The sequence below is a fragment of the Klebsiella sp. JN_Kp126 genome, from assembly GCF_033843325.1.
Taxonomy (GTDB): Bacteria; Pseudomonadota; Gammaproteobacteria; order Enterobacterales; family Enterobacteriaceae; genus Klebsiella; species Klebsiella michiganensis.
This window is the reverse complement of the sequence record NZ_JAWXQV010000083.1, coordinates 1-25550: the sequence shown is the minus strand read 5'-3', so window position 1 is coordinate 25550 and position 25550 is coordinate 1. Positions and strand designations below refer to the sequence as shown.

Genomic DNA, 25550 nt, shown 5'->3' with positions numbered 1-25550 from the left:
GCGCGTTGTTACTCATCACGGCATAAAGGCTGCCACAGCTGGATAAGCCCGGCGGTCAGCCCGCCGCGCCAGCACAGCGCATCATGCCCGCCGTCAACCTGACGCCAGAAAATCGTCTGCTGTTCCAGATGCGCCAGTAGCGCCTGGTTGGCGCGAAAAATGATCGGCTCGCGAATACCGGCTTCCAGCCAGATACGTAGCCCTTGCGGATGTAATTCGCCGCGGCTCAGGCGGTCAATCAGCAGACCCGTCTGCGCGCCGCCGCGATGCGGCCACCAGTAAGAGCCGGACTGGCTGAGCACGCAGCCAAAGCGCTGGGGCCAGTAGAGCGCGGCGAACATCGAGGCCAGGCCGCCAAAGCTCTGACCCGCCACCACCGTGCGGTCGGCGCGATCGCTGAAAGGCGCCAGCCGGTGAACCATTGGCAGCAGTTCTTCCTGAACCGCCAGCCAGAACGCCTCATTGCAGGGAAGCTCCGCGGCCCGGTGCGGATTATCAATCGCGTCAATCAGTAGATAAACCGCCGGCGGCAGCCGTTTTTCGCGGGTTAAGCCCGCCAGCGGCGCCCATACCGGCATGCTTTCTGCCCAGAACTGGCCATCCAGCAGGATCGCCAGCGGGCGCGCCTGCGGCTGCGCGTCGCCGGTGGCGTAAACCCATATCCGTCGGCGGTTGCCGAGTCGCTGGCTCTGCCATTCGATGCAGAGCGGAGGTGGATAAGGTTCATCGCGCATCGCCCAGCCCGGCTGCTCCGGGGCTGCAGGCAGCTCCAGCGCGGAGACCGCGTGGCCGCGCCCTCCCTTCCAGCTTTGCGGATTGAGCGGGTCGGCAATCGCCTGCGGCAGCAGCCTGCGCCAGCCTTCGCGCAGCAGCGCGCGGTCCGGGCCGTCACCGTTAAAAAGCTGGGGGGAAAAGTCGTCGTCGCGGGCGGAAGGGATAAAGCAATAGCTGCCGCGCCAAGTCGGAGAAAGCGTGGTTTGCCAGTACCAGGCATCGGTACCGGGAATGCGCCGCAGGGTTTGCGGTACGGCATTTTTATGATGGTCAGTCACGCCGGTGATATAAATCCATACCCGCTGGATGGCCGAAGACGTTTCGTTGCCCGCCGGATCGCGCCACCAGAAGGTTACCCGATACGCGCCGTCAACGGCTTCGATTTGCGGGCCGGAGATATGCTGCCACCAGTCGTCACTTCCTGTCTTATGCATTCCTTTTCAACCCTATGTTTATCGTGACATTTATCAACAAACGCATTAATAAACGCAATATTTATTGATAATATTATTGATAACTATTTTCATTTGCAATAGCGTATTAGCGCGCTGTGGGAAGCGCGTCTTTCAAAATTAAACATGTCTGAGAGGGCTCATTTAGTCCGCGACGGAGCGCCCTTTGCCCTCGACTGGCAACATTGGTACCGCCTCTCCTCCCGCTGGGAAGGGTCTTTTGGAGAAGGTGGCGACAAAAAGCAGGAATTACAATGAATAACAGGATCAAATCCCTGGCCTTGCTGGTCAATCTGGGAATCTACGGGGCTGCGTTTCCGCTGAGCGCGGCGGAAACCGCCTCCGATAGCAAAACCGCAACCGCTGATGAAACCATGGTCGTCACCGCCGCCGAGCAGAACCTGCAGGCGCCCGGCGTTTCAACCATTACCGCAGATGAAATTCGTAAACGCCCGCCTGCGCGTGACGTGTCGGAAATTATCCGTACCATGCCCGGCGTTAACCTGACCGGCAACTCCACCAGCGGCCAGCGCGGCAACAATCGCCAGATTGATATTCGCGGCATGGGCCCGGAAAACACCCTGATCCTGATTGACGGCAAGCCCGTGACCAGCCGCAACTCCGTGCGTCTGGGCTGGCGCGGCGAGCGCGATACCCGCGGCGATACTTCATGGGTACCGCCGGAGCTGATCGAACGTATTGAAGTCATTCGCGGCCCGGCGGCCGCGCGCTACGGCAACGGCGCGGCGGGCGGCGTGGTCAATATCATTACCAAGAAAAGCGACGGCGAATGGCATGGTTCATGGAACACCTACATGAACGCCCCGGAGCATAAAGAAGAAGGCTCGACCAAACGCACCAACTTTAGCCTCAGCGGCCCGCTGGGCGGCGATTTCAGCTTCCGTCTACTGGGCAACCTCGATAAAACGCAGGCCGATGCCTGGGATATCAACGACGGGCATCAGTCAGAGCGTACCGGCGCGTACGCTAATACCATGCCTGCCGGGCGTGAAGGGGTTAAAAATAAGAACATTAACGGCGTCGTGCGCTGGGATTTCGCCCCGATGCAGTCGCTGGAGTTTGAATCCGGCTACAGCCGTCAGGGCAACCTCTACGCGGGCGATACGCAGAACACCAATACCAACGATCTGGTAAAAGAGAACTACGGAAAAGAAACGAACCGCCTCTATCGCCAGACTTACTCCGTCACCTGGAACGGCGGCTGGGATAACGGCGTGACCACCAGCAACTGGGCCCAGTACGAACGTACCCGCAACTCGCGTAAAGGCGAAGGTCTGGCGGGCGGTACGGAAGGTATCTTCAACAGCAACCAGTTCAGCGATATCGACCTGGCCGACGTGATGCTGCACAGCGAAGTTAACATCCCGCTGGATCTGGTGTTTAACCAGAACCTGACGCTGGGCACCGAATGGAACCAGCAGCGGATGAAGGATCGGGCGTCAAATACCCAAACCTTTATGGGCGGCGATATCGACGGCTATGACAGCACCGGCCGTAGCCCATACTCGAAGGCCGAGATCTTCTCCCTGTTTGCCGAAGACAACGTGGAGCTGACCGACACCACCATGCTGACGCCGGCGCTGCGTTTCGATCATCACACGATCGTCGGCAACAACTGGAGCCCGTCGCTCAACCTGTCTCAGGGGCTGGGGGATGACTTCACGTTGAAAATGGGCATCGCCCGCGCCTATAAAGCGCCGAGCCTGTACCAAACCAACCCGAACTATATTCTCTATAGCAAAGGCCAGGGCTGCTACGCCAGCGGCACCGGTACCGGTTGCTACATGATGGGTAACGATGACCTGAAAGCCGAAACCAGCATCAACAAAGAGATTGGCCTTGAGTTTAAACGCGACGGCTGGCTGGCAGGGGTGACCTGGTTCCGCAACGACTACCGCGATAAAATCGAAGCCGGCTACGCGCCGATTGCACACACTTCGAAAGGTAACGTCAATACCGATATCTATCAGTGGGAAAACGTGCCTAAAGCGGTGGTTGAAGGTCTGGAAGGCACCCTGAACGTGCCGGTCAGCGAAACGGTGAACTGGACCAATAACATCACTTATATGCTGCAAAGTAAAAACAAGGAAACCGGCGATCGTCTGTCGATTATTCCGGAATATACCCTGAACTCCACCCTGAGCTGGCAGATTCAGCAGGATATTTCCGTACAGTCGACCTTCACCTGGTACGGCAAGCAGCAGCCGAAGAAATATAACTACAAAGGTGAGCCCGCGGTGGGTTCTGAAACGGATGAAGTCAGCCCATACAGCATCGTTGGCCTGAGCGCCACCTGGGATGTGACCAAAAACGTCAGCCTGACCGGCGGCGTGGATAACGTCTTCGACAAGCGCCACTGGCGCGCGGGGAATGCGCAAACCACCGGTAGCCTGACCGATGTTTCTTATATGGCTGGCGCGGGCGCCAATACCTATAACGAATCAGGCCGCACCTGGTATCTGGGCGTCAATACCCACTTCTGATTGTCTGGCCGTTCCCCCCGCCCTCTTGCCATAGAGGGCGGCGGGGAGAATCTGTTAACATCCCCCCTATGCAAACCCAACGTTCTATCATTCAGCTTGCCGATCGCTCGCTGCAGCGTGTCGATTTCGACCCATTGACCTTTCGGCCTGAAGATCTCCTCTGGCTGCCTCATCATGCCCGGCTAAGCGGCTGCGCCCGCAAGCGGCAGAGCGAACATCTTGCCGGGCGTATCGCCGCGGTTTATGCGCTGCGGGAGGTCGGTGAGACAGAGATCCCTGCCATTGGCGACCAACGCCAGCCCCTGTGGCCCGCGCCGTGGTACGGCAGCATCAGCCACTGCGAACGCAGCGCGCTGGCGGTTGTCTCCGCCGGGCCGGTCGGCGTTGATATTGAGCGCATCCTGTCTCCCGCCCTCGCGGCCGAGCTGGAAAGCAGCATCGTCAATAGCGCGGAAAAAAGCCTGCTGGACGCCAGCGGCCTGCCGTCGGCGCTGGCGCTGACGCTGGCGTTTTCGGCAAAAGAGAGCGCATTTAAGGCCAGCCCGCCCGAAATACAGAACGGCGTGGGTTTCAGCGATTTTGAGGTGACGTATATAAAGGAAGGAAATCTGCTTCTTCGGCTCTCCGCCGGGGAGTATCGGCTGCAATGGATTAAGGCCGGTGACTACGTCATCACGCTCTGCGCGACGTAAAAACAAAACCCGCGCGGCAGACCGCGCGGGTTATCGGTTTAAGCCGGCGTAAAGTCAGCGCATTTTCTGCGCCAGCCCGGCGACGGAAGCGGCATCGAAACCGTGGTGTTTGCGCAACCAGCCGCGGTCCGCCGCCGCCGCATACTCGCCATCCGGGATCCCCAGACGTTTGAGCGGGATTCCCGCGCCGGCTTCGGCCAGCACTTCCGCCACCAGGCTCCCCAAGCCGCCGTTGACGTTATGCTCCTCCACCGTTATCACCGCTTTGCACGGCTTCAGGGCCGCCAGCAGCGCGGCGGTATCGCAAGGGCGAATGGACGGCACGCTCACCACTTTGGCCTGAATCCCCGCATCGGCCAGCCTCTGCGCGGCATCGACGATTTCATGCACCGTCGAGCCGGTGGCCACCAGCGCGATATCCTCGCCTTCCCGCAGCGTAACGACTGCTCCCGGCACAAAGCGATAGCTTTCATCGTGCAGCTCCGGCAGCGCCTTGCCGTCGAGGCGAATATAGACCGGCCCCTGATAGCCGATGGCGTAATCGATAATCTGCCGACATTCGCGCGGCGAAGACGGAGCGAAAATCTGGATATTACCGAAGCCGCGCATCACCGCCAGATCGTCAATCGCGTGATGGGTGCTGGCCAGCGGGCCGTAGCTGGCGCCGGCGTTAAGGCCAAATAGCTTAACGTTGGTGTTGTTATAGCAAACGTCGACTTTAATTTGCTCATTGGCGCGGGAAATCAGGAACGGCGCGGCGTTACAGGTGACCGCCACTTTGCCCCCCAGCGCCAGACCCGCCGCCGTCCCGACCATGCTCTGCTCGGCGATGCCCACGTTCACCAGACGCCCGGGGAACTGTTTAATAAACGGCGCGATTTTGGCCGTTGACGTGGAGTCAGCCACCACCGGCACCAGATCGACCCCGCGGTCGACCGCATCAATAAAGGCCTGAACCATCACGCTCGCCAGGTGTTCTGCATTACTCATCTTTCAGTTCCTCCAGTGCCAGTGCAATTTCTTCGCCTTTCGGTACCCGGTGGTGCCACTCCGGGCGCCCCTGGATAAAGGAAATACCGGCACCTTTCGTGGTGTTGGCGATAACGACGTTCGGTTTACCTTCCTGCTTCAGCCCTTCCAGGGTCGCCACTACCGACGCCATGTCGTTGCCCTGGCATTCGGTGACCGTCATCCCGAAGGCCTTCCATTTGTCGGCCAGCGGATCGGTATTCATGATTTCGCGCGTCGGACCCGCCAGCTGGAGATTGTTCTTGTCATTAATAATGATGAGATTATCAAGGCCGTAGTGCGCCGCGGCCAGCGCCGCTTCCCAGTTGCTGCCTTCCGCCAGCTCGCCATCGCCGGTAATTAAAAAAATGCGGCGGGAGCTGTTGCTTTTTTTCGCAGCCAGCGCCAGCCCCACCGCAACAGGCAAACCGTGGCCCAGCGCGCCGGTGTTGAGCTCAATCCCCGGCGTTTTCTGGCGCACCGGGTGACCCGGAAGATGGGAGTTCGCATGCTGATAGGTTTCCAGCCACTCAACCGGAAAGAAGCCCGCCTCGGCCAGCACGCAGTAGTAGCAGCCCACCGCATGGCCTTTCGACTGGATGTAGATATCGCGCTGGTCGTCAGCCAGACGCTCCGGCGCGACGTTCAGAATGCGGAAATAGAGCGCGGTGAGCAGTTCAACCTGCGACAGGTCGGCGCCGGTGTGCCCGCCCGCAGGGCTGTTGGCGTTCAATCTGACGATATGGCGACGTACGGCGCGGGCTTTACGCTCAAGGGCCTGGACATCATAGCTATAGGGATTCATTTAATACCTCTGAATTTATTTTCAACTTGGAATATTTATTCCGTCAGGGACTAAAAAAACCAGACATCCCCAGGCAACGCATCGTAAGGCTTACGCCGCTGCATCATACTCAGGAACATTCTGCCTCCTTACCACCGGGCGTGACGTCACCCGGGCACTTTTCAGTTGACCTGAAATCGCTATGAATATATATTCATTAACGACTCTTTATTCAATTATGCGGCTACTGTTCTGTTTTTGTCCATAGCTGATTTTGAGGATTGGCGAAAGTTAGATATCCATCACACTTAACTGTCTTTTCTTTTCGCGTATGATAATGAGCTCTAACATAATGGCTGCACGTAAATGATTTTCGGGGAAATATATGGCTAAGCAGGATGAACAACGGCTATTAGTTAAGATTGCCACGCTCTACTATCTTGAAGGACGAAAGCAGTCCGATATCGCTCAACTTCTCTCGCTTTCTCAGTCATTTATCTCCCGAGCGATCGCCCGCTGCCAAAAAGAAGGCGTGGTCAAAATCAGCGTTGTTCAGCCATCGAATATTTTCCTCAATCTTGAAAAAGGCCTCGAGGATCGCTACGGAATTAAACAGGCCATCGTCGTGGATACCGAAGAGGACGCCAGCGATCACACCATCAAGCGCGCCATCGGATCCGCCGCGGCCCACTATCTGGAAACGCGATTGCGGCCGAAAGATCTGATTGGCGTCTCGTCGTGGAGTTCGACTATCCGCGCAATGGTTGATGAGGTTCACGCGCAAAACCTGAAGGCCAACGGCGTGATTCAACTGCTCGGCGGCGTGGGTCCTAACGGTAACGTGCAGGCGACCATCCTGACCCAGACCCTGGCGCAGCGTCTGAACTGTGAAGCCTGGCTGCTCCCTTCCCAGAGCATCGAAGGTTCTACGGAGGAGAAAAATCGCCTCGTGGCCAGCAAAGATGTCGCCGATGTGATTGCGCGCTTCGACGAAGTCGATATCGCCATCGTCGGGATTGGCATCCTTGAACCTTCGCAGCTGCTCAAAACGTCCGGTAACTACTATCACGAAGATATGCTGCAGGTGCTGGCGGAACGCGGCGCCGTGGGTGACATTTGCCTGCACTACTACGATAAAAACGGCAAGGCGGTGTTACGCGATGATGAAGATCCTGTGATCGGCATGGCGCTGGAGAAAGTGAAGAAGTGCCCTAACGTGGTGGCCCTTGCCGGCGGCAGCGAGAAGGTAGCGGCTATCAAAGGCGCGCTTTCAGGCGGTTATATCGATGTTCTGATCACCGATTATCCAACAGCCAGGCTGCTTATCGCCGGGTAATTTCCTCACTCAAACACTTTCCCACAGCCTTTACGCTTTCCTTCAGGCGTAAAGGCTTCGCCAATAAATTTTTATATTTCAATCGTATATAACCAGAAAACCGCGCTCTTTTCCCCCGACATCCGGAAGCTTCACCAAACGGATAAGTGTGATTGCCAGCACAATTGATAACTTTTCCTGTAGCCCGACGGGAAGTTTCTGGCTAAGGTAACAAATAAATAATCACTATCGAATATATATTCAGTGATTAAAAAAGTGAAAACGAATTGTCACATCATGGCCTGCTAAGAAGCAATGCGATAAAGAGGAATGCCGACTTCCCCCTCCGCGCCAGGACGAAGTGTGACTCAGGAGACTACCTAATGCAGGCAACACGTAAAGAGTTCATCATTGCGCTGGACGAAGGCACCACCAATGCCAAAGCCGTCGTACTCGATAGCCGCGGCCAGGTCGTGGTGAAATTCTCTCAGCCGCTGGCGATCCAGACGCCGCGTGAAGGCTGGGTCGAGCAGTCGGGAGAAGTCCTGGTTGACGCTTCGCTGGCGGTTATCGCGCAAGCGGTAGCGCACGTTGGCGCAGAAAACGTCGCGGCATTAGCCATCAGTAACCAGCGCGAGACCGCGATCGGCTGGTATCGCCAGAGCGGTAAGCCAATCAACGCCGCGATCACCTGGCAATGCAGCCGCAGCGCCGCGTTTTGCGATGAACTGCGCCACAGCGATAAAGAGCAGCAAATAAAGGCTGTGACCGGCCTGCCGATTGCGCCTCTGTTTTCGGCCTCGAAAATGCGCTGGCTGCTGGAATCTCTTCCTGAGGGGTGCGCGCTGGCTGAGCGCGGAGAAATCTGCCTCGGCACTATCGACAGCTGGCTGCTGTGGAACTTAACCCAGGGCGAGGCGTTCTACTGCGATTACTCCAATGCCGCGCGTACCCAGCTGCTGAACCTGCAAACCGGCCAGTGGGATGACAACATGCTGGCGCTGTTCCAGATCCCGCGCGCCGCGCTGCCGGAGATCAAGCCCTCCAGCGGATTGTTTGGCTATACCCGGGGGTTGAACGCTATCCCTGACGGTATTCCCGTAATGGCGATGGTCGGGGATTCCCACGCCGCGCTGTTTGGCCACGCGCTGGGTGAACTCGGCTGCGTGAAAGCCACCTACGGTACGGGGTCATCGGTGATGGCGCCGGTAAAATCCGCACAGTGCGATATCGACGCGCTGGCCACCACCATCGCCTGGCACGACGGCGACAGCATCACCTACGGACTCGAAGGTAATATTCCGCATACCGGCGATGCCGTGGCGTGGATGGCGGACAGCACCGGCCTGAGCGAACTTTCCGATGCCGAACTGGCGCATGAACTCAACACCCTGCCCGCCTCCGTGGACTCCACGCTGGGCGTCTATTTTGTGCCAGCGTTAACCGGCCTGGGAGCCCCGTGGTGGGATGACAGCGCCCGCGGCGTGATTTGCGGCCTGAGCCGCGGCGTCAAGCGCGCCCATCTGATTCGCGCCGCGCTGGAATCCATTACCTATCAAATCGCCGATGTGGTGGTGGCGATGCGCCAGCAGGACGACTTCCACTTAACGGCGCTGATGGTCGACGGCGGCCCAACCAGGAACGACTGGCTAATGCAGTATCAGGCTGACCTGCTCGGCTGTCCGGTGATGCGCAGCGACGTTGCCGAGCTGTCGGCGATTGGCGCGGCCCTGCTCGCGCGCAAAGCCCTGAATCCCGGATCGGTGACCGACCTGAACGCGTTTTTAACCGAACACAGCGAATTTATCCCCGATATGGCCCGCCACCAGCGCCTGCAGAAAAGATGGCAGGAGTGGCGCCATGCGGTGAACAGAACATTATGGAAACCGGCAACGTCCGCCTGACGCCCACCAGGGAATCGAACGCGTGACGCACCTTAGAGCCTATCCCAGTAGGCGTTATTGGCGCAGGCAGTTTGAACACGGACAGCGCGGAAGAACCGGAGCGTACACGTAGTACGTGAGGGTTTTGAGCACTGCCCTGGTTCAAAATGGCCAGTAAAATAGCCCTAATGGATAGGCTCTTAATCATCAACAAAAGGAGACCCCCGGCCCATAAACTCGATTTACAGGCCTTACGTTGTTTCACCGTACCCGACAATAACAACCAAGAGAGAAAATTGTCATGAAATTACGTTTAACGCTTTTAACCGCTGCTACCCTGACCGCCTTTTCTTTCGCTGCCCAGGCGGCAGAAAAAGGCACCATCATGATCATGGTTAACTCGCTGGATAACCCCTATTACGCCTCTGAAGCCAAGGGCGCCAGCGAGAAAGCTAAAGAACTGGGCTACCAGACCACCATTTTGTCGCATGGTGAAGATGTCAAAAAACAGAATGAGCTGATCGATACCGCCATCGGTAAAAAAGTTCAGGGCATTATTCTGGATAACGCCGACTCCACCGCCAGCGTCGCCGCCATTGAAAAAGCGAAGAAAGCGGGTATTCCGGTGGTTTTAATTAACCGCGAAATTCCTGTCGATGATATCGCGCTGGAGCAAATTACCCATAATAACTTCCAGGCCGGTTCTGAAGTCGCCAACGTATTTGTCGAGAAAATGGCGGAGAAAGGCAAATATGCCGAACTGACCTGTAACCTTGCGGATAATAACTGCGTGACCCGCTCTAAATCTTTCCACCAGGTGATTGACCAGTACCCGGATATGGTCAGCGTCGCTAAGCAGGACGCGAAAGGCACGTTAATCGACGGCAAGCGCATTATGGACAGTATTCTGCAGGCGCACCCCGACGTGAAAGGCGTGATTTGCGGCAACGGTCCTGTGGCCCTCGGCGCCATTGCCGCGCTGAAAGCCGCGAATCGTAACGATGTGGTGGTGGTCGGTATCGATGGCAGCAACGATGAGCGCGACGCGGTAAAAGCCGGCACCCTGCAGGCCACCGTAATGCTTCAGGCGCAGGCCATCGCCGCTCAGGGGGTGACCGACCTCGATAACTACCTGCAAAAAGGTGAAAAACCGGCCAAGCAGCGCGTGATGTTCCGCGGCATTCTGATTACTCAGGACAATGCAGACAAAGTGCAGGACTTCAATATCAAATCCTGATTTCGGGTTGTTGCGCCCCGTCCGGGGCGCACAGGAGCGTATTATGTATAAAAAAATCTCGCTGACGCTGGTTATTCTTGCGCTCGGGGGCTGTCGTATCGTCTCTCAGCAGGAGCTGGCCGATCTTAAATCTCCGCCCAACCCGCATATGGCGGATATCGATCGGACATGGCAAGACCAGCTGGTTCCCCAGGTTGTGGCTAAAGCGCGCCCCGTTGCCGAGCTGATGACCGCCCTGCGCGCGGCGAAAGATATCGATAGCGCCTGCAAAACCTTAGGCTATCGCGCTCAGGACGAAAACCCCTGCGTGTTTTACGTCAAAGTCGAAGGCAATATCAGTAAAATTGATTCCGCTTCGCGCAGCGGAAAAATGACGATTGAGGATATCAGCGGCGGCAACGTGGTGGTGCAAATTGGCCCAACGCTGCGCGGCACATTATTACGCGACGGCTATCAGGGCGCCAGCTATCAGGACTTTAACGATCAGGTGCTGTTTGGCGAATATAGCCGGGCGATTAACGAACATGCGGTCAAGATGATCCAGACGGTGCAGGTGAAAACCGGCGAAGCGGTACAGGTGTACGGCGTGTTCTCGGCCTGGGATATTCCGCAGACCATGCCTGATATTACGCCAGCCAAAATTGTTCGTTTGGGAGGGCAATAACATGCAGCGGCAAGAACTCGTCAATTCCCAACCAGTCGATTCTGAAGTTATTATCGAAACTCGCGAATTATCTCGCGTTTATCCGGGCGTTGTCGCCTTAGATAGCGTGAATTACCGGGTCTATCGAAATAAAGTAAACGTTCTGATCGGTGAAAATGGTGCGGGTAAATCCACCATGATGAAAATGCTTGCTGGCGTTGAAACACCCTCTTCCGGTCAAATTATTCTTGATGGCGCCCCGGTGACCCTTAGCTCAACGCACCAGGCTGAAAAGCAGGGAATCAGCATCATTTTTCAGGAATTAAATTTATTCCCGAATATGAACGTCATGGATAATATTTTTATGGCTAACGAATTCTTTCAAAAAGGGAAGATTAACGAAAAATATCAATATGAGTTAGCCAAATCATTACTGGAAAGACTGGAGCTGAATGTCGATCCCTACACCCAGCTTGGCGAATTAGGCATTGGTCATCAGCAGCTGGTGGAAATTGCGCGCGCGCTTTCTAAGGACACCCGGGTATTAATTATGGATGAACCCACTTCCGCGCTCAGCCAGTCGGAAGTCAAAATCCTGTTTAACGTGATCGAACAGCTTAAACGCCGCGGCGTCACCATTATCTATATTTCCCACCGTCTGGAAGAGCTGATGGAAATTGGCGACCACATCACTATTTTCCGCGACGGGCGCTTTATCAGCGAGCGCGAGGTCAGCGACGCCAGTATTCCGTGGATTATCGAACAGATGGTCGGCGATAAGAAAAAACATTTCGACTACCGGCCGGCGCCGAAAGGCGAAGCGGTCCTTGCCGTTGAAGGTCTGACGGCGCTGCACCCCAGCGGCGGCTATAAGCTCAACGATGTGACCTTTACCTTAAGTAAGGGAGAAGTGATCGGCATCTACGGCCTGCTCGGCGCCGGACGCACGGAGCTGTTTAAAGGCCTGGTCGGCCTGATGCCCTGCCAGAGCGGTAACGTCCATCTCAACGGCGAAAATATCGAAAAGGCCCCGTTCCAGGCGCGGCTGAAAAAAGGGCTGGCTCTGGTGCCTGAAGACCGTCAGGGCGAAGGCGTGGTGCAGATGATGTCGATTCAATCGAATATGACCTTATCCGATTTCAGCCTGCAGGGATTTCGCCGGGCGTGGAAATGGCTGAATCCGCAGAAAGAAATCGCCTGCGTCAAAGAGATGATTCGCGAACTGGCAATCAAGGTGAGCGACCCCGATCTGCCTGTCACCTCGCTCAGCGGCGGCAACCAACAAAAGGTGGTGCTCGGCAAGGCGTTGATGACGAAGCCGGAGGTGGTGTTTCTCGATGAGCCCACTCGCGGTATCGACGTCGGCGCGAAAACCGACGTTTATCATCTGATCGGCAAAATGGCCCAGCAGGGTCTGGCAGTGATGTTCTCTTCATCGGAGCTGGATGAAGTGATGGCGCTGGCGGATCGCATCCTGGTCATGGCCGACGGTCGGATTACCGCCGATTTACCGCGTCATGCGGTGACCCGCGAAAAATTAATCGCGGCTTCAACACCTCAAGATTAATCAGGCTGGAACCCATCATGAACCAGAAATATATGATTTATATGTACCTGCTGAAGGCCAGAACGTTTATCGCTCTGCTGCTGGTTATCGCGTTCTTCAGCGTGATGGTACCGAATTTCCTGACCACATCTAACCTGCTGATTATGACCCAGCACGTGGCCATCACCGGCCTGCTGGCCATCGGCATGACGCTGGTTATCCTGACGGGCGGTATCGACCTCTCCGTCGGCGCCGTCGCCGGCATCTGCGGCATGGTGGCCGGAGCGCTGTTAACCAACGGCCTGCCCTTATGGAACGGCAGCGTTATCTTCTTCAACGTACCGGAAGTTATCCTCTGCGTGGCGCTCTTCGGCGTGCTGGTTGGCTTCGTTAACGGCGCGGTCATCACCCGCTTCGGCGTCGCGCCCTTTATCTGCACCCTGGGCATGATGTATGTCGCCAGAGGCTCGGCGCTGCTGTTCAACGACGGCAGCACCTACCCCAACCTCAACGGCATGGAAGCGCTGGGCAACACCGGTTTCTCCACCCTGGGATCCGGGACGCTGTTGGGCATCTATCTGCCAATCTGGCTGATGATCGGCTTCCTGCTGCTGGGCTACTGGCTGACCACCAAAACCCCGCTGGGCCGCTATATCTACGCTATCGGCGGTAACGAATCCGCCGCACGCCTGGCCGGCGTGCCTATCGTCAAGGCAAAAATCTTCGTTTACGCCTTCTCCGGCCTGTGCTCAGCGTTCGTTGGCCTCATCGTCGCTTCGCAACTGCAAACCGCGCACCCGATGACCGGCAATATGTTCGAAATGGACGCCATCGGCGCCACCGTGCTCGGCGGAACCGCGCTGGCGGGCGGTCGCGGCCGGGTGACCGGGTCAATCATTGGCGCGTTCGTCATCGTCTTCCTCGCCGACGGCATGGTGATGATGGGGGTCAGCGATTTCTGGCAAATGGTCATTAAAGGCGTGGTTATCGTCACCGCCGTCGTCGTCGACCAGTTCCAGCAGAAACTGCAGAACAAAGTCATCCTGATGCGCCGCCATGAGGAGAAGCTGGCGGCGGCAGGCGCCACCAGTTAATCACCTATTTATTACCCCGCCGGACGCACTGCCGTCCGGCTTCAATAAGGGATGAAAAACATGCAAAGAAATTTCCACAACAAAACGGTTGTTATCACCGGCGCCTGCCGCGGAATTGGTGCCGGTATTGCCGAGCGCTTTGCGCGCGACGGCGCGAATCTGGTGATGGTCTCTAACGCCGAGCGCGTCCACGAAACGGCGGAAACCCTCCGCCAGCGCTACCAGGCCGACATCCTGTCGTTACAGGTTGATGTGACCGACGAAGCGCAGGTGCAGTCGCTGTACGAGCAGGCGGCAGCGCGTTTCGGCACCATCGACGTCTCTATCCAGAACGCAGGCGTGATCACCATCGACTATTACGATCGCATGCCGAAAGCCGACTTTGAAAAAGTGCTCGCCGTTAACACCACCGGCGTCTGGCTGTGCTGCCGCGAAGCCGCCAAATATATGGTCAAGCAGAACCACGGTAGCCTGATCAACACCTCTTCCGGCCAGGGTCGTCAGGGCTTTATCTACACCCCGCACTATGCCGCCAGCAAAATGGGCGTGATCGGCATCACCCAAAGCCTGGCGCACGAGCTGGCGCCGTGGAATATCACCGTTAACGCCTTCTGTCCGGGCATTATCGAAAGCGAGATGTGGGATTACAACGACCGCGTCTGGGGCGAAATCCTCAGCACCGAGCAGAAGCGCTACGGTAAAGGCGAGCTGATGGCGGAGTGGGTCGAAGGCATTCCGATGAAGCGCGCCGGCAAACCGGAAGACGTTGCCGGGCTGGTGGCGTTTCTCGCCTCCGACGACGCGCGCTACCTCACCGGGCAGACCATCAATATCGATGGCGGCTTGATTATGTCGTAATGCCGCCAGCCTGGCATTTTTCAGGTCAGGCTACACAAATCATGTCCCGGAGGCGGTGCTGCGCACCTGTCCGGGCTACCCGACTACCCGACGGCACAAGCCCCGTAGCCCGGACAGGCGCAACGCGCCGCCTCCGGGAACGCCAACACCGGGCATGCTAAAGAATATTTTTTAGAGAGAAATGACTATGATCGCAAAAGATTTTGCCCAACAGCTGTTTAACCTGCAGGACCGCGTGGCCTTTGTCACCGGCGCGGGCAGCGGCATCGGCCAGATGATTGCTTACGGGCTCGCCAGCGCGGGGGCTCGGGTCGTCTGCTTCGATCTCCGCGAAGACGGCGGCCTCGCCGAAACCGTCAAAAATATTGAAGCCATCGGCGGAGAGGCCTGCTACTACACCGGTGATGTGCGCCAGCTTAGCGACCTACGCGCCGGCGTGGCATTAGCGAAAAGCCGCTTTGGCCGCCTCGATATAGCCGTCAACGCCGCCGGGATTGCCAACGCCAATCCGGCGCTGGAGATGGAAACCGAGCAGTGGCAGCGGGTTATCGATATTAACCTGACCGGCGTGTGGAACTCCTGCAAAGCGGAAGCCGAACTGATGCAGGAAGCGGGCGGCGGTTCGATTATTAATATCGCCTCGATGTCCGGCATTATTGTTAACCGCGGTCTCGATCAGGCGCACTACAACTGCTCTAAAGCGGGCGTTATCCACCTGTCAAAAAGCCTGGCGATGGAGTGGATCGGCAAAGGGATTCGGGTCAACTCCATCAGCCCCGGCTATACCGCCACGCCGATGAACACCCGCCCTGAGATGGTTCATCAGACCCGCGAATTCGAAAGCCAGACGCCGATCCAGCGTATGGCGAAGGTTGAGGAGATGGCCGGCCCGGCGCTGTTCCTCGCCAGCGATGCCGCCTCGTTCTGCACCGGCGTTGACCTGGTGGTTGATGGTGGTTTTGTCTGCTGGTAGAACGGATTTAGCGTAGAAAAATGCTGGTAAGGGTGAGATTAACGTCAGCGAAGCAGTATGCAGGGTGGCGGCGCGATTGTTTTAACCGGTCGATGTTCTCTCGCCGTCCATCCTGCCCCCATAAGCAGAAAAAAGGTGCCTTAAGGTTCCTTACCCAGCCTGCGGATAAGCGGGGATAGCTCCCCGCATACCGGCTACTTCTTCGTTTCGTAAGCGAGAACGGCCTTGAACTCCATACTACGTTCTTTGATGCTCAGCTCGCACAGCGAGTCGCGCACCATTAACGTCAATCCCAGCGCTGTCAGACACAGCACGATGATTGCCACCAGGGCGTATTTTGTCAGCATCTCGTTGCCTCCATGCGAAGAAGAGGCTACTATCCAACGTGCTAGGGTTGGATCGTGAGCCTCAGGTTGATGGGAACATCTCCTGGGGCTTCGTCTTTCTGAATCCTCACCTAAGCCTGAACGCAGAAAGCCTCAGGCACCCGCCGCCATCATACGCTTCCCTGCGCAATTCACTGTATATTTAACCAGCCGCAATCCTTTTTCAGAAAACGTTTAGATGACCTACATTCCGGGGAAGGTCACGCTGTTGCCCGGCGCTTCGCGATGCAGATGGATAAAGTTCAAATGACGCTCGTACTGGTCAAGAATATCGGTAATGACCTGCTCTTTGCTGTAGTCCATCAGGTCGTTGCCCTGACTCCCTTCCAGCAGGAAGGTCTCCAGACGATAGTAGGTCGACTTCCCGCTGCGCGCCCGGTAGGTAAAGCCGGGAATGGAGTACTGCTGCGGCCAGATCTGATAAACAAAGTTCTGCTCGTCGCCCATATGCACCAGCAGGTCAAGATGGCCCAGGCTGTCTCCCTCTTCCGGCGGCAGGCTTTTCAGCTCGACGTAAGCGCCGCGCAGCTTCAGCTCCTGCGCCACCTCTTCCATCGCCGGGAAGCACACCGTCTCCATCATCTGGCGGGTATAGCGCGTGCCGGGATAGTTCATCAGCCGCGACAGGCGCTTCTTCCAGCTCAGGCGATCCTGCACGCCGAGCGGTCGCGGAGCGGTGTCGCGGTTGGCGCTCTCGCGGCGATAATCCTCGACCTTCAGCGACTTGTACAATCCCGCCATCACGAAGAAGATCACGAAGCTAAACGGCAGCCCCATAATCACCGTCGCGTTCTGCAGGGCGGAAATGCCGTTAGTCATCAGCATCCCGAGGGTCAGCAGGCCGATAACCACCGACCAGAAGATCCGCAGCCAGTTTGGCGCATCGCTGTTGATATCCTTCAGCTTCGAGGTGAAGTTACCCAGCACCAGCGCCCCGGAATCCGCGGAGGTCACATAGAACAGCAGGCCGGTAATCGTCGCCACCGAAGCGCTAAAGGTAAACGCCGGATACTGCGCCAGCAGGTTATAGAAGCCGCGCTCCGGGTGGGCGACCGCCTCGGCGGCGAAGGCTGCATTGCCGTGGATGATTTCATACAGCGCGCTATTGCCGAACACCGACAGCCACAGCAGGGTAAAGGTGAACGGGATAATCAGCGTTCCCACCACAAACTGACGAATGGTGCGTCCACGTGAAATACGCGCCAGGAACAGGCCGACAAACGGCGACCACGCCACCCACCACGCCCAGAAGAACAGGGTCCAGTTGTTCATCCACTCTACCGGACGATCGAAGGCGAAGCTGTTCAGGGTCATACCCATAAAACGATTCACATAGTCGCCAACGTTGAGCACCAGCGCGTTGAGCAGAAACTCGGTGTCGCCCATAAACAGGACAAACAGGATCAGCCCGAGGGCCAGCACCACGTTAAGCTCGGAAAGAATACGAATGCCTTTATCCACCCCGGAGGTCACGGAGATGGTGGCGATAATGACCGACAGCACGATCAGCGCCGCTTTCGCACCCAGCGAGTCCGGAATATCAAACAGCACGTTGAGGCCGTAGTTTAGCTGCACAACGCCAATCCCGAGCGTGGTGGCAATACCAAAAATGGTACCGATAACGGCGGCGATATCCACGCTGTGGCCGATTGGGCCATTAATCTTTTTGCCGAAGATCGGATAGAGCGCGGAGCGGATGGTCAGGGGTAAATTATAACGATAGCTAAAGTATCCCAGCGCCATCCCCATCAGGGCATACATCGACCATCCGGTCAGCCCGTAGTGAAACAGCGTCCACACCATCGCCTGGCGCGCCGCCTCCATGGTCTGCCCGGCCCCTTCCGGCGGCTGCATATACTGGGTCACCGGTTCGGCGACGGAGAAGAACATCAGGTCGATACCGATACCGGCGGCGAACAGCATTGCCGCCCAGCTGAGCACGCTAAATTCCGGCTTCGAATGTTCCGGCCCGAGCTTCACCGAACCGAAACGCGAGCAGGCGATGCACACGACAAACACGATATACAGCGTCGCGGCGAGCAAATAGTACCAGCCGAAGGTGCGGGAAACCCAGTTCAGGGTACGGCCAATCCAGGCCGCGGAAAAATCGCTGAAGAAGAGAGTCATCAGGGAAAACAACAAAATCAGTCCGGCGGAAGTGTAAAAAACCACCGGATTGATTTTGTCCTTTTCTCTGCTCGGCGAAAGGTCTGTCATCCATTCTCCTTACTGTTTTTGTAACTATTAGAACCAAAACTGGCAACAATTAAGACACATTTTATATTGAACGTCCAATCAAAAACCGCTTTAATAGATAAACAAAGCTGATGAATGGAGTCTGAGAAATGCCCAAACTGGGGATGCAACCGATACGGCAGCGGCAGTTGATTGACGCCACCCTGGCCGCCATCAATGAAGTGGGAATGCACGATGCCACCGTTGCGCAGATCGCCCGACGGGCTGGCGTATCGACCGGCATCATCAGCCACTATTTCAAAGATAAGAACGGCCTGCTGGAAGCGACGATGCGCGATATCACCGGCCAGCTGCGCCAGGCGGTGTTGAGCCGCCTGCACGCCCTGCCCGGCGCCGGCCCCCAGGAACGCCTGCGCGCCATCGTGGCGGGAAACTTCGACGACAGCCAGATAAGCAGCGCGGCAATGAAGGCCTGGCTCGCCTTTTGGGCCAGCAGCATGCATCAGCCGATGCTCTATCGCCTGCAGCAGGTCAGCAGCCGACGACTGCTGTCGAATATCGTCTATGAGTTTCAGCGCGCCCTGCCGCGCGAAGAGGCGCAGGAGGCCGGATACGGTCTCGCCGCGCTGATCGACGGGCTGTGGCTACGCGCGGCGCTGAGCGGTAAACCGCTGGATAAAGCCCGCGCCGAAACGCTCGCCGAGCACTTCATCAGCCAATATCTGCCACCGACTTCTCACTAATGGAGGACCCATGTCCCGAATGGCCGAACAGCAGCTTTACATCGACGGTGGTTATGTTTCCGCCACCAGCGGTAAAACCTTCGAGACGATTAACCCCGCCAGCGGGGAAGTGCTGGCGACCGTCCAGGCCGCCGGCCGCGAAGACGTCGACCGGGCGGTAAAGAGCGCCCAAAAAGGGCAAAAAATCTGGGCGGCGATGAGCGCCATGGAACGTTCGCGCATTCTGCGTAAAGCGGTCGATATTCTGCGCGATCGCAACGATGAACTGGCGCGTCTGGAGACTCTCGATACCGGCAAACCGCTGAGCGAAACCGCCGCCGTCGATATCGTCACCGGCGCCGATGTGCTGGAGTACTACGCGGGCCTGATCCCGGCGCTGGAAGGGAGCCAGATCCCGCTGCGCGACAGTTCATTCGTCTACACCCGCCGGGAACCGCTGGGCGTCGTCGCCGGGATCGGCGCCTGGAACTACCCGATCCAGATCGCCTTGTGGAAATCAGCCCCGGCGCTGGCGGCCGGTAACGCGATGATCTTTAAGCCGAGTGAAGTCACCCCGCTCACCGCCCTGAAGCTGGCGGAAATTTACCGCGAGGCGGGACTGCCGGCGGGAGTATTTAACGTGCTGCCGGGCATCGGCGCCGAAACCGGCCAGTATCTCACCGAGCACCCGGACATCGCCAAAATCTCCTTTACCGGCGGCGTCGCCAGCGGCAAAAAAGTGATGGCCAACTCCGCCGCCTCCTCGCTGAAGGAAGTCACCATGGAGCTGGGCGGTAAATCGCCGCTGATCGTCTGCGAAGACGCCAACCTCGACCTCGCCGCCGACATCGCGATGATGGCTAACTTCTACAGCTCAGGACAGGTCTGCACCAACGGCACCCGGGTATTCGTTCCGGCGCACCTGAAGGCAGCGTTTGAAGAGAAAATCCTCGCTCGCGTGGCGCGTATCCGTCCCGGCGATCCGTTTGCTGAAAGCACCAACTTCGGGCCGCTGGTGAGCTTCCCGCACCGCGATAACGTGCTGCGCTACATCGCGATCGGCAAGCAAGAAGGCGCGCGCCTGCTCTGCGGCGGCGAGGTGCTGAAAGGCGAAGGCTTCGACCGCGGCGCGTGGGTCGCCCCGACGGTGTTTACCGACTGCGATGACCAGATGACCATCGTCCGCGAAGAGATCTTCGGCCCGGTGATGTCGATTCTGAGCTACGACGATGAGGAAGAAGCGGTTCGCCGCGCCAACGCCACCGAATATGGCCTCGCCGCCGGCGTCGTCACGCCGGATTTAAACCGCGCCCATCGCCTGATTCATCGGCTGGAGGCCGGGATCTGCTGGATCAACACCTGGGGCGAATCCCCGGCGGAGATGCCGGTTGGCGGCTACAAGCACTCCGGTATTGGCCGCGAAAACGGCGTGCAGACGCTGCATAGCTACACCCAGGTCAAATCCATCCAGGTTGAGATGGGTCCGTTTCAATCCATATTTTAACCAGGAGGTCATTTTTGCAGTTTGACTACATTATTATTGGTGCCGGTTCCGCCGGCAACGTACTGGCTACACGACTGACGGAAGATCCCCAGACCACCGTCCTGCTGCTGGAAGCGGGCGGCCCGGATTACCGTTTCGACTTCCGCACCCAGATGCCCGCCGCGCTGGCCTTTCCTCTACAGGGCCGGCGCTATAACTGGGCCTACGAGACCGAGCCTGAACCGCATATGAACAATCGCCGCATGGAGTGCGGACGCGGGAAAGGCCTCGGCGGATCCTCGTTAATCAACGGCATGTGCTATATCCGCGGCAACGCTATGGATCTCGATAACTGGGCCTCGGCGCCGGGGCTTGAGCACTGGAGCTACCTCGACTGCCTGCCCTACTACCGCAAAGCGGAAACCCGCGATATTGGCCCCAACGACTACCACGGCGGCGACGGCCCGGTCAGCGTCACCACGCCAAAGCAGGGCAACAATCCGCTGTTCCACGCGATGATTGAAGCCGGCGTACAGGCCGGCTACCCGCGCACCGACGATCTTAACGGCTATCAGCAGGAAGGGTTTGGCCCCATGGATCGTACCGTTACGCCGCAGGGACGCCGCGCCAGCACCGCGCGCGGCTATCTCGACCAGGCGCGCGCGCGTCCCAATCTGACCATTCGCACCCATGCGCTGACCGATCGCATTATTTTTGCCGGCAAACGCGCCGTCGGCGTCGAGTGGCTGGAGGGCGACAGCACGGCGCCGTCAAACGCCACCGCCAGTAAAGAAGTGCTGCTCTGCTCGGGCGCCATCGCTTCGCCGCAAATCCTGCAGCGCTCTGGCGTCGGCAGCCCGGAACTGTTGCGCCAGTTCGATATTCCGCTGGTTCACGCCCTGCCCGGCGTCGGCGAGAACCTGCAGGATCACCTGGAGATGTATCTGCAGTACGAATGTAAAGAGCCGGTGTCGCTCTACCCGGCGCTGCAGTGGTGGAACCAGCCGAAAATCGGCGCCGAATGGCTGTTCGGCGGGACCGGCATCGGCGCCAGCAACCAGTTTGAAGCGGGCGGATTTATTCGCAGCCGGGAAGCCTTTGCGTGGCCGAATATTCAGTACCACTTCCTGCCGGTCGCGATTAACTACAACGGCTCAAACGCGGTGAAAGAGCACGGATTCCAGTGCCACGTCGGCTCCATGCGCTCCCCAAGCCGCGGCCACGTGCGTCTGAAGTCGCGCGACCCGCACGAACATCCGGCGATTCTGTTTAACTATATGTCCAGCGAACAGGACTGGCAGGAGTTCCGCGACGCGATTCGCATTACCCGCGAAATCATGCATCAGCCGGCGCTGGATAACTATCGCGGCCGGGAGATCAGTCCGGGGGCGGAGTGCCAGAGCGATGCCGAGCTGGATGAGTTTGTGCGCAATCATGCGGAAACCGCCTTCCATCCGTGCGGCACCTGTAAAATGGGCTACGACGAGATGGCGGTGGTGGATGGCGAAGGTCGGGTGCACGGGCTGGAAGGCCTGCGCGTGGTCGACGCCTCAATTATGCCGCAGATTATTACCGGCAACCTTAACGCGACCACCATCATGATTGGCGAAAAAATGGCTGACGCCATTCGCGGCCGTCAGCCGCTGCCGAAGAGCAGCGCGGCGTATTACGTGGCGAACGGCGCGCCGGTTCGCCGGTAAGAGTAAGCACCCTAACCCTCTCCTTCCGGGAGAGGGTTAGGGTGAGGAAAAACTAGCGGAAATCTTCCAGCCGCTTTAGCTGCCGTCCATCAGCATCAAAGTTCTCCGGCGCCAGCCACGCCCGCAGCGCCGCGTCGCGCGCGGGCCATTCGCTATCGATAATCGACAGCATATCGCTATCGCGGGTTCGTCCTTTGCGCACCATCCTCTGACGAAGACGCCCCTCCCAGGTAAACCCCAGCCGGTCGGCGGCGCGGCGGGAGGCGAGATTCATCGAATCGCACTTCCACTCCAGCCGGCGATAGCCGTGAGCAAAACCATTTTGCAGCAGCAGCCACACCGCCTCGGTGCCGAGCGGCGTATTTTTCATCGCCCGCGACCAGGTGACGTGCCCTATCTCCACCGTGCCCATCGCCCGCTCAATCGCCATATAGCTGACCAGCCCGACGGCCCGCTCGGCGCGCAAATCGATAACCGCATACGGCACCAGCCCGTCGTCCATAACCTTACCGGTGATCCAGTTCGCCGTTGACTCCACGCTCTGTGGGCAGGTGCTGGCAAGCCAGGTCCAGTCGCTGTCGTCGCCGAGGGCATAGGCGGCAAACAGATCCGCCGCGTGCCGCTCGGTATCCAGCGGCTCCAGCCGGCAAAAGCGGCCATTTAACGCCGTGCGGCGCAGAAGTCCCGCGCCCTGCCACCCTGGCACGCGATCGTTGACCTGCTGACCAAATTCATTAATTTCCGGCACGCTTATCTCTCCCGTAGTGTTATCAAATTGTTATATCAAGAAAGGCGAATGGCCGGAAGATGCCTTGCAGAATAAATCAGCTGTCTAAGATGGCATGAAAACCCGCCTCCGCTCGCGCTACGCTTAGCGGGGCTACGGGTTCGCCGCCATCTGCGAGAAGGTCGCCCGGGTAAGGCATTTACGCCGCGACCCGGGAAATCATCCCCTTATTTCGCCAGGCTCGCGAAGCGGGCGAATACCGCATCAAAAATCGCCAGCCCTTTTGCCACCTGTTCGGCGCTGATGGTGCACGGCGGCACCACGTGAATGCGGTTCTCCACCACAAACGCCAGCAGGCCGGCTTCGGTTAACGCGCCTTTAATGGCCGCCATATCGGCAGCGGTCAGCGGAGTTTTCCGCTCGCGGCTGCTGACCAGCTCCAGCGCCTGGAACAGACCGCGGCCGCGCACGTTGCCGATAATCGCGTGCTTCTCCGCCAGCGCTTCCAGCCCCGGACGCAGCACTTCGTTGCCGATGGTCGCCGCGTTCTCCACCACCTTCTCTTCCTTCATCGCGTCAATGGTGGCGACAATCGCCGCCATCGCCAGCGGATGGCCGGAATAGGTCAGCCCCCCGGCAAAGAAATGGTCATCAAAGTAGCGGGCGATTGGCTCGCTAATCAGCACGCCGCCGGCCGGGACGTAGCCGGCGTTAACCCCTTTGGCGAAAGTCACCAGATCCGGCACCACGCCATCCTGCTCGAAGGCGAACCAGCTCCCGGTACGACCAAAACCGGCCATCACTTCATCGAGGATCAGCACAATGCCAAACTCGTCGGCCAGCGCCCGCACGCCCTGCATATAGCCCTCCGGCGGGACAAGAATCCCGGCGGTACCCGGAATCGACTCCAGCAGAATCGCGGCTATCGCGTTCGGGCCTTCGCACTCAATCATCCGCCGCAGATGGGCCAGCGCGCGCTGGCACTCCTCCTCTTCCGTCGTGGCGTTAAATTCGCTGCGGTAGAGATAGGGATTAAAGAAGTGCACGTGACCGCGTGAATACTCATTCGGCACGCGGCGCCAGTCGCCGGTGGCGGCAATCGCGCTGCCGGTATTGCCGTGATAGGAGCGATAGGCGGAGAGCACTTTATCGCGCCCGGTATAGAGCCGCGCCATACGGATGGCGTTCTCGTTGGCGTCGGCGCCGGCGTTGGTGAAGAACACTTTGCTAAAGCCTTCCGGCGCCAGCTCGACAATCCGCTTCGCCGCTTCGCCGCGGGCGAGGTTGGCGGTGGCGGGCGCGATGGTCACCAGCTCTTCCAGCTGGGCTTTCATCGCCGCCAGCACGCGAGGATGCTGATAGCCAATGTTGACGTTGACCAGCTGGCTGCTGAAATCCAGGTAAGTATTGCCTTCGTAATCCCACAGCTCGCAGCCTTTTGCCCCGGCGATCACCAGCGGATGTAAATTGCCCTGCATCGACCATGAATGAAACACATAAGCGCGATCCAGCTGCCGAACTTCATCATTGCTTATCGCTACCTCGTTCTGTAGTGCCAGCTTCATACCCTGCCCTCTCTCATGTCGTTGTTGTTGGCCTCATCATTGGCCGTGCGGGGGAGAAACGGATAGAGCCAGTCAGGCGAAAATGATGTGACACCGTGTCACATCGCCGCGCGCCGACTGGCCCTGTGCCCGCACGCGCGCGGTTTTTATAGTGGGAGCGACAACCTGCACAGGAGAATGAAATGGCAACGAGCAAAGTGGTGTTTATTACCGGGGCGACCTCGGGATTTGGGGAAGCAGCGGCGCAGGTCTTCGCCGATGCGGGCTGGTCGCTGGTGCTGAGCGGACGCCGCTTTGAGCGGCTGAAGACGCTACAGGATAAGCTCGCCTCGCAGGTGCCGGTGCACATTATCGAACTCGACGTACGCGATAGCGATGCGGTGGCCGCGGCCGTGGCGGCGCTGCCCGCGGGCTTCGCCGATATCACGACGCTGATTAACAACGCCGGGCTGGCGCTGTCGCCGCAGCCCGCGCAGAAAGTGGATCTGGACGACTGGAAAACGATGATCGACACCAACGTCACCGGGCTGGTCAACGTGACCCACGCGCTGCTGCCGACGCTGATTAACCACGGCGCGGGCGCGAGCATCATCAATATCGGCTCTATCGCCGGGCAGTGGCCCTACCCCGGCAGCCACGTCTACGGCGCCAGCAAGGCTTTCGTGAAGCAGTTCAGCTATAACCTGCGCTGCGATCTGCTCGGGACCGGGGTGCGCGTGACCGATCTCGCACCGGGCATTGCCGAAACGGAATTTACCCTGGTGCGCACCAAAGGCGACCAGGCGGCGTCGGACAACCTGTATCGCGGTACCACGCCGCTGAGCGCGCGGGATATTGCCGAACAGATGTTCTACATCGCCACGCTGCCGGACCATATGAATATCAACCGGGTCGAGGTGATGCCGGTGCGTCAGGCCTGGCAGCCGTTCGCCATCGATCGGGATTAAGGTTTGGTAGAGCGGAGAGGCGCGTAAGCGCCGCCTCCGGGAATGGTAGCCCGGACAGGCG

Annotated in this window: 21 protein-coding genes; 14 read left to right on the top strand and 7 right to left on the bottom strand. The window is 58.3% G+C overall.

Annotated features, from left to right (window positions below):
- Window positions 1-8: 8 nt before the first annotated feature.
- Window positions 9-1208, bottom strand: coding sequence for an enterochelin esterase (gene fes, locus SIK97_RS20320; RefSeq protein WP_048263524.1), 1200 nt, complete (start codon window positions 1206-1208; stop codon window positions 9-11).
- Between the two features lie 272 nt (window positions 1209-1480).
- Between fes and SIK97_RS20315 the strand changes: the two genes are divergently transcribed.
- Window positions 1481-3730, top strand: a complete 2250-nt coding sequence (locus SIK97_RS20315) for a TonB-dependent siderophore receptor (protein ID WP_057173652.1) — start codon at window positions 1481-1483, stop codon at window positions 3728-3730.
- 68 nt (window positions 3731-3798) lie between these two features.
- On the top strand, window positions 3799-4422 hold the full coding sequence (gene entD, locus SIK97_RS20310; RefSeq protein ID WP_057173650.1) for an enterobactin synthase subunit EntD: 624 nt from the start codon (window positions 3799-3801) through the stop codon (window positions 4420-4422).
- Between the two features lie 54 nt (window positions 4423-4476).
- Here the strand turns inward: entD and SIK97_RS20305 are convergent, their stop codons facing one another.
- Together SIK97_RS20305 and SIK97_RS20300 are read right to left on the bottom strand one after the other, a co-directional pair.
- Window positions 4477-5412: a transketolase family protein gene (locus SIK97_RS20305; RefSeq protein ID WP_025107043.1), complete on the bottom strand. Its 936-nt coding sequence runs from the start codon at window positions 5410-5412 to the stop codon at window positions 4477-4479.
- Window positions 5405-6235 carry a transketolase gene (locus tag SIK97_RS20300; protein ID WP_004848651.1) on the bottom strand — a complete coding sequence of 277 codons (831 nt, stop codon included), beginning with the start codon at window positions 6233-6235 and terminating at the stop codon, window positions 5405-5407. Before SIK97_RS20300 ends, SIK97_RS20305 begins: the two co-directional genes overlap by 8 nt.
- 364 nt (window positions 6236-6599) lie before the next feature.
- On the opposite strand from SIK97_RS20300, the gene SIK97_RS20295 reads away from it, so the two are divergent.
- From SIK97_RS20295 to SIK97_RS20260, 8 genes are all read left to right on the top strand, one after another.
- Window positions 6600-7550: a sugar-binding transcriptional regulator gene (locus SIK97_RS20295; protein WP_004848649.1), complete on the top strand. Its 951-nt coding sequence runs from the start codon at window positions 6600-6602 to the stop codon at window positions 7548-7550.
- Between the two features lie 362 nt (window positions 7551-7912).
- Window positions 7913-9433 carry an FGGY family carbohydrate kinase gene (locus SIK97_RS20290; RefSeq protein WP_057173647.1) on the top strand — a complete coding sequence of 507 codons (1521 nt, stop codon included), beginning with the start codon at window positions 7913-7915 and terminating at the stop codon, window positions 9431-9433.
- A gap of 280 nt (window positions 9434-9713) precedes the next feature.
- Window positions 9714-10649: a D-ribose ABC transporter substrate-binding protein gene (locus SIK97_RS20285; protein WP_004130307.1), complete on the top strand. Its 936-nt coding sequence runs from the start codon at window positions 9714-9716 to the stop codon at window positions 10647-10649.
- Between the two features lie 43 nt (window positions 10650-10692).
- Complete coding sequence (locus tag SIK97_RS20280) at window positions 10693-11313, top strand: DUF2291 family protein (protein WP_057173646.1); 621 nt, start codon at window positions 10693-10695, stop codon at window positions 11311-11313.
- A 1-nt stretch (window position 11314) separates the two neighbouring features.
- Window positions 11315-12859 (top strand): sugar ABC transporter ATP-binding protein, encoded by a 1545-nt coding sequence (locus SIK97_RS20275; protein ID WP_014228343.1) that lies wholly within the window; start codon window positions 11315-11317, stop codon window positions 12857-12859.
- A gap of 17 nt (window positions 12860-12876) precedes the next feature.
- Window positions 12877-13932, top strand: a complete 1056-nt coding sequence (locus tag SIK97_RS20270) for an ABC transporter permease (protein ID WP_004848640.1) — start codon at window positions 12877-12879, stop codon at window positions 13930-13932.
- 60 nt (window positions 13933-13992) lie between these two features.
- On the top strand, window positions 13993-14790 hold the full coding sequence (locus SIK97_RS20265; RefSeq protein WP_014228342.1) for an SDR family oxidoreductase: 798 nt from the start codon (window positions 13993-13995) through the stop codon (window positions 14788-14790).
- A gap of 187 nt (window positions 14791-14977) precedes the next feature.
- Window positions 14978-15763, top strand: coding sequence for an SDR family oxidoreductase (locus SIK97_RS20260; protein WP_032748627.1), 786 nt, complete (start codon window positions 14978-14980; stop codon window positions 15761-15763).
- A 194-nt stretch (window positions 15764-15957) separates the two neighbouring features.
- Here SIK97_RS20260 and SIK97_RS20255 read toward each other — a convergent pair whose 3' ends face one another.
- Together SIK97_RS20255 and betT are read right to left on the bottom strand one after the other, a co-directional pair.
- On the bottom strand, window positions 15958-16110 hold the full coding sequence (locus SIK97_RS20255) for a Hok/Gef family protein (protein ID WP_004130292.1): 153 nt from the start codon (window positions 16108-16110) through the stop codon (window positions 15958-15960).
- A 222-nt stretch (window positions 16111-16332) separates the two neighbouring features.
- Window positions 16333-18366, bottom strand: coding sequence for a choline BCCT transporter BetT (gene betT, locus SIK97_RS20250; protein WP_025107047.1), 2034 nt, complete (start codon window positions 18364-18366; stop codon window positions 16333-16335).
- Window positions 18367-18494: 128 nt separating this feature from the next.
- Here betT and betI point away from each other — a divergent pair, with 128 nt between their 5' ends.
- The 3 genes from betI to betA are packed head-to-tail and all read left to right on the top strand — an operon-like array spanning window position 18495 to window position 22250.
- Window positions 18495-19088 carry a transcriptional regulator BetI gene (gene betI / locus SIK97_RS20245; RefSeq protein ID WP_047724266.1) on the top strand — a complete coding sequence of 198 codons (594 nt, stop codon included), beginning with the start codon at window positions 18495-18497 and terminating at the stop codon, window positions 19086-19088.
- A gap of 10 nt (window positions 19089-19098) precedes the next feature.
- The gene (gene betB / locus SIK97_RS20240) at window positions 19099-20571 is read left to right on the top strand and encodes a betaine-aldehyde dehydrogenase (RefSeq protein ID WP_032748625.1); all 1473 of its coding nucleotides are present in this window, start codon (window positions 19099-19101) and stop codon (window positions 20569-20571) included.
- Window positions 20572-20585: 14 nt separating this feature from the next.
- Window positions 20586-22250: a choline dehydrogenase gene (gene betA / locus SIK97_RS20235; RefSeq protein ID WP_032748624.1), complete on the top strand. Its 1665-nt coding sequence runs from the start codon at window positions 20586-20588 to the stop codon at window positions 22248-22250.
- A 52-nt stretch (window positions 22251-22302) separates the two neighbouring features.
- Here betA and SIK97_RS20230 read toward each other — a convergent pair whose 3' ends face one another.
- Window positions 22303-22998, bottom strand: a complete 696-nt coding sequence (locus SIK97_RS20230) for a GNAT family N-acetyltransferase (protein WP_014228336.1) — start codon at window positions 22996-22998, stop codon at window positions 22303-22305.
- A 206-nt stretch (window positions 22999-23204) separates the two neighbouring features.
- A complete protein-coding gene (locus SIK97_RS20225) occupies window positions 23205-24542 on the bottom strand; it encodes an aspartate aminotransferase family protein (RefSeq protein ID WP_038424195.1) in 1338 nt (445 codons plus the stop codon).
- A 182-nt stretch (window positions 24543-24724) separates the two neighbouring features.
- Between SIK97_RS20225 and SIK97_RS20220 the strand changes: the two genes are divergently transcribed.
- Window positions 24725-25489 carry an SDR family NAD(P)-dependent oxidoreductase gene (locus tag SIK97_RS20220; protein ID WP_032748618.1) on the top strand — a complete coding sequence of 255 codons (765 nt, stop codon included), beginning with the start codon at window positions 24725-24727 and terminating at the stop codon, window positions 25487-25489.
- Window positions 25490-25550: the final 61 nt, after the last annotated feature.

Coding starts and splice junctions, on each gene's coding strand:
- betT (WP_025107047.1), bottom strand. CDS start 18,366: ATGACAGACCTTTCGCCGAGCAGAGAAAAGGACAAAATCAATCCGGTG.
- SIK97_RS20260 (WP_032748627.1), top strand. CDS start 14,978: ATGATCGCAAAAGATTTTGCCCAACAGCTGTTTAACCTGCAGGACCGC.
- SIK97_RS20290 (WP_057173647.1), top strand. CDS start 7,913: ATGCAGGCAACACGTAAAGAGTTCATCATTGCGCTGGACGAAGGCACC.
- SIK97_RS20305 (WP_025107043.1), bottom strand. CDS start 5,412: ATGAGTAATGCAGAACACCTGGCGAGCGTGATGGTTCAGGCCTTTATT.
- SIK97_RS20315 (WP_057173652.1), top strand. CDS start 1,481: ATGAATAACAGGATCAAATCCCTGGCCTTGCTGGTCAATCTGGGAATC.
- SIK97_RS20255 (WP_004130292.1), bottom strand. CDS start 16,110: ATGCTGACAAAATACGCCCTGGTGGCAATCATCGTGCTGTGTCTGACA.
- SIK97_RS20295 (WP_004848649.1), top strand. CDS start 6,600: ATGGCTAAGCAGGATGAACAACGGCTATTAGTTAAGATTGCCACGCTC.
- SIK97_RS20265 (WP_014228342.1), top strand. CDS start 13,993: ATGCAAAGAAATTTCCACAACAAAACGGTTGTTATCACCGGCGCCTGC.
- SIK97_RS20275 (WP_014228343.1), top strand. CDS start 11,315: ATGCAGCGGCAAGAACTCGTCAATTCCCAACCAGTCGATTCTGAAGTT.
- SIK97_RS20270 (WP_004848640.1), top strand. CDS start 12,877: ATGAACCAGAAATATATGATTTATATGTACCTGCTGAAGGCCAGAACG.
- betI (WP_047724266.1), top strand. CDS start 18,495: ATGCCCAAACTGGGGATGCAACCGATACGGCAGCGGCAGTTGATTGAC.
- betB (WP_032748625.1), top strand. CDS start 19,099: ATGTCCCGAATGGCCGAACAGCAGCTTTACATCGACGGTGGTTATGTT.
- SIK97_RS20300 (WP_004848651.1), bottom strand. CDS start 6,235: ATGAATCCCTATAGCTATGATGTCCAGGCCCTTGAGCGTAAAGCCCGC.
- SIK97_RS20225 (WP_038424195.1), bottom strand. CDS start 24,542: ATGAAGCTGGCACTACAGAACGAGGTAGCGATAAGCAATGATGAAGTT.
- entD (WP_057173650.1), top strand. CDS start 3,799: ATGCAAACCCAACGTTCTATCATTCAGCTTGCCGATCGCTCGCTGCAG.
- fes (WP_048263524.1), bottom strand. CDS start 1,208: ATGCATAAGACAGGAAGTGACGACTGGTGGCAGCATATCTCCGGCCCG.
- SIK97_RS20220 (WP_032748618.1), top strand. CDS start 24,725: ATGGCAACGAGCAAAGTGGTGTTTATTACCGGGGCGACCTCGGGATTT.
- SIK97_RS20285 (WP_004130307.1), top strand. CDS start 9,714: ATGAAATTACGTTTAACGCTTTTAACCGCTGCTACCCTGACCGCCTTT.
- SIK97_RS20280 (WP_057173646.1), top strand. CDS start 10,693: ATGTATAAAAAAATCTCGCTGACGCTGGTTATTCTTGCGCTCGGGGGC.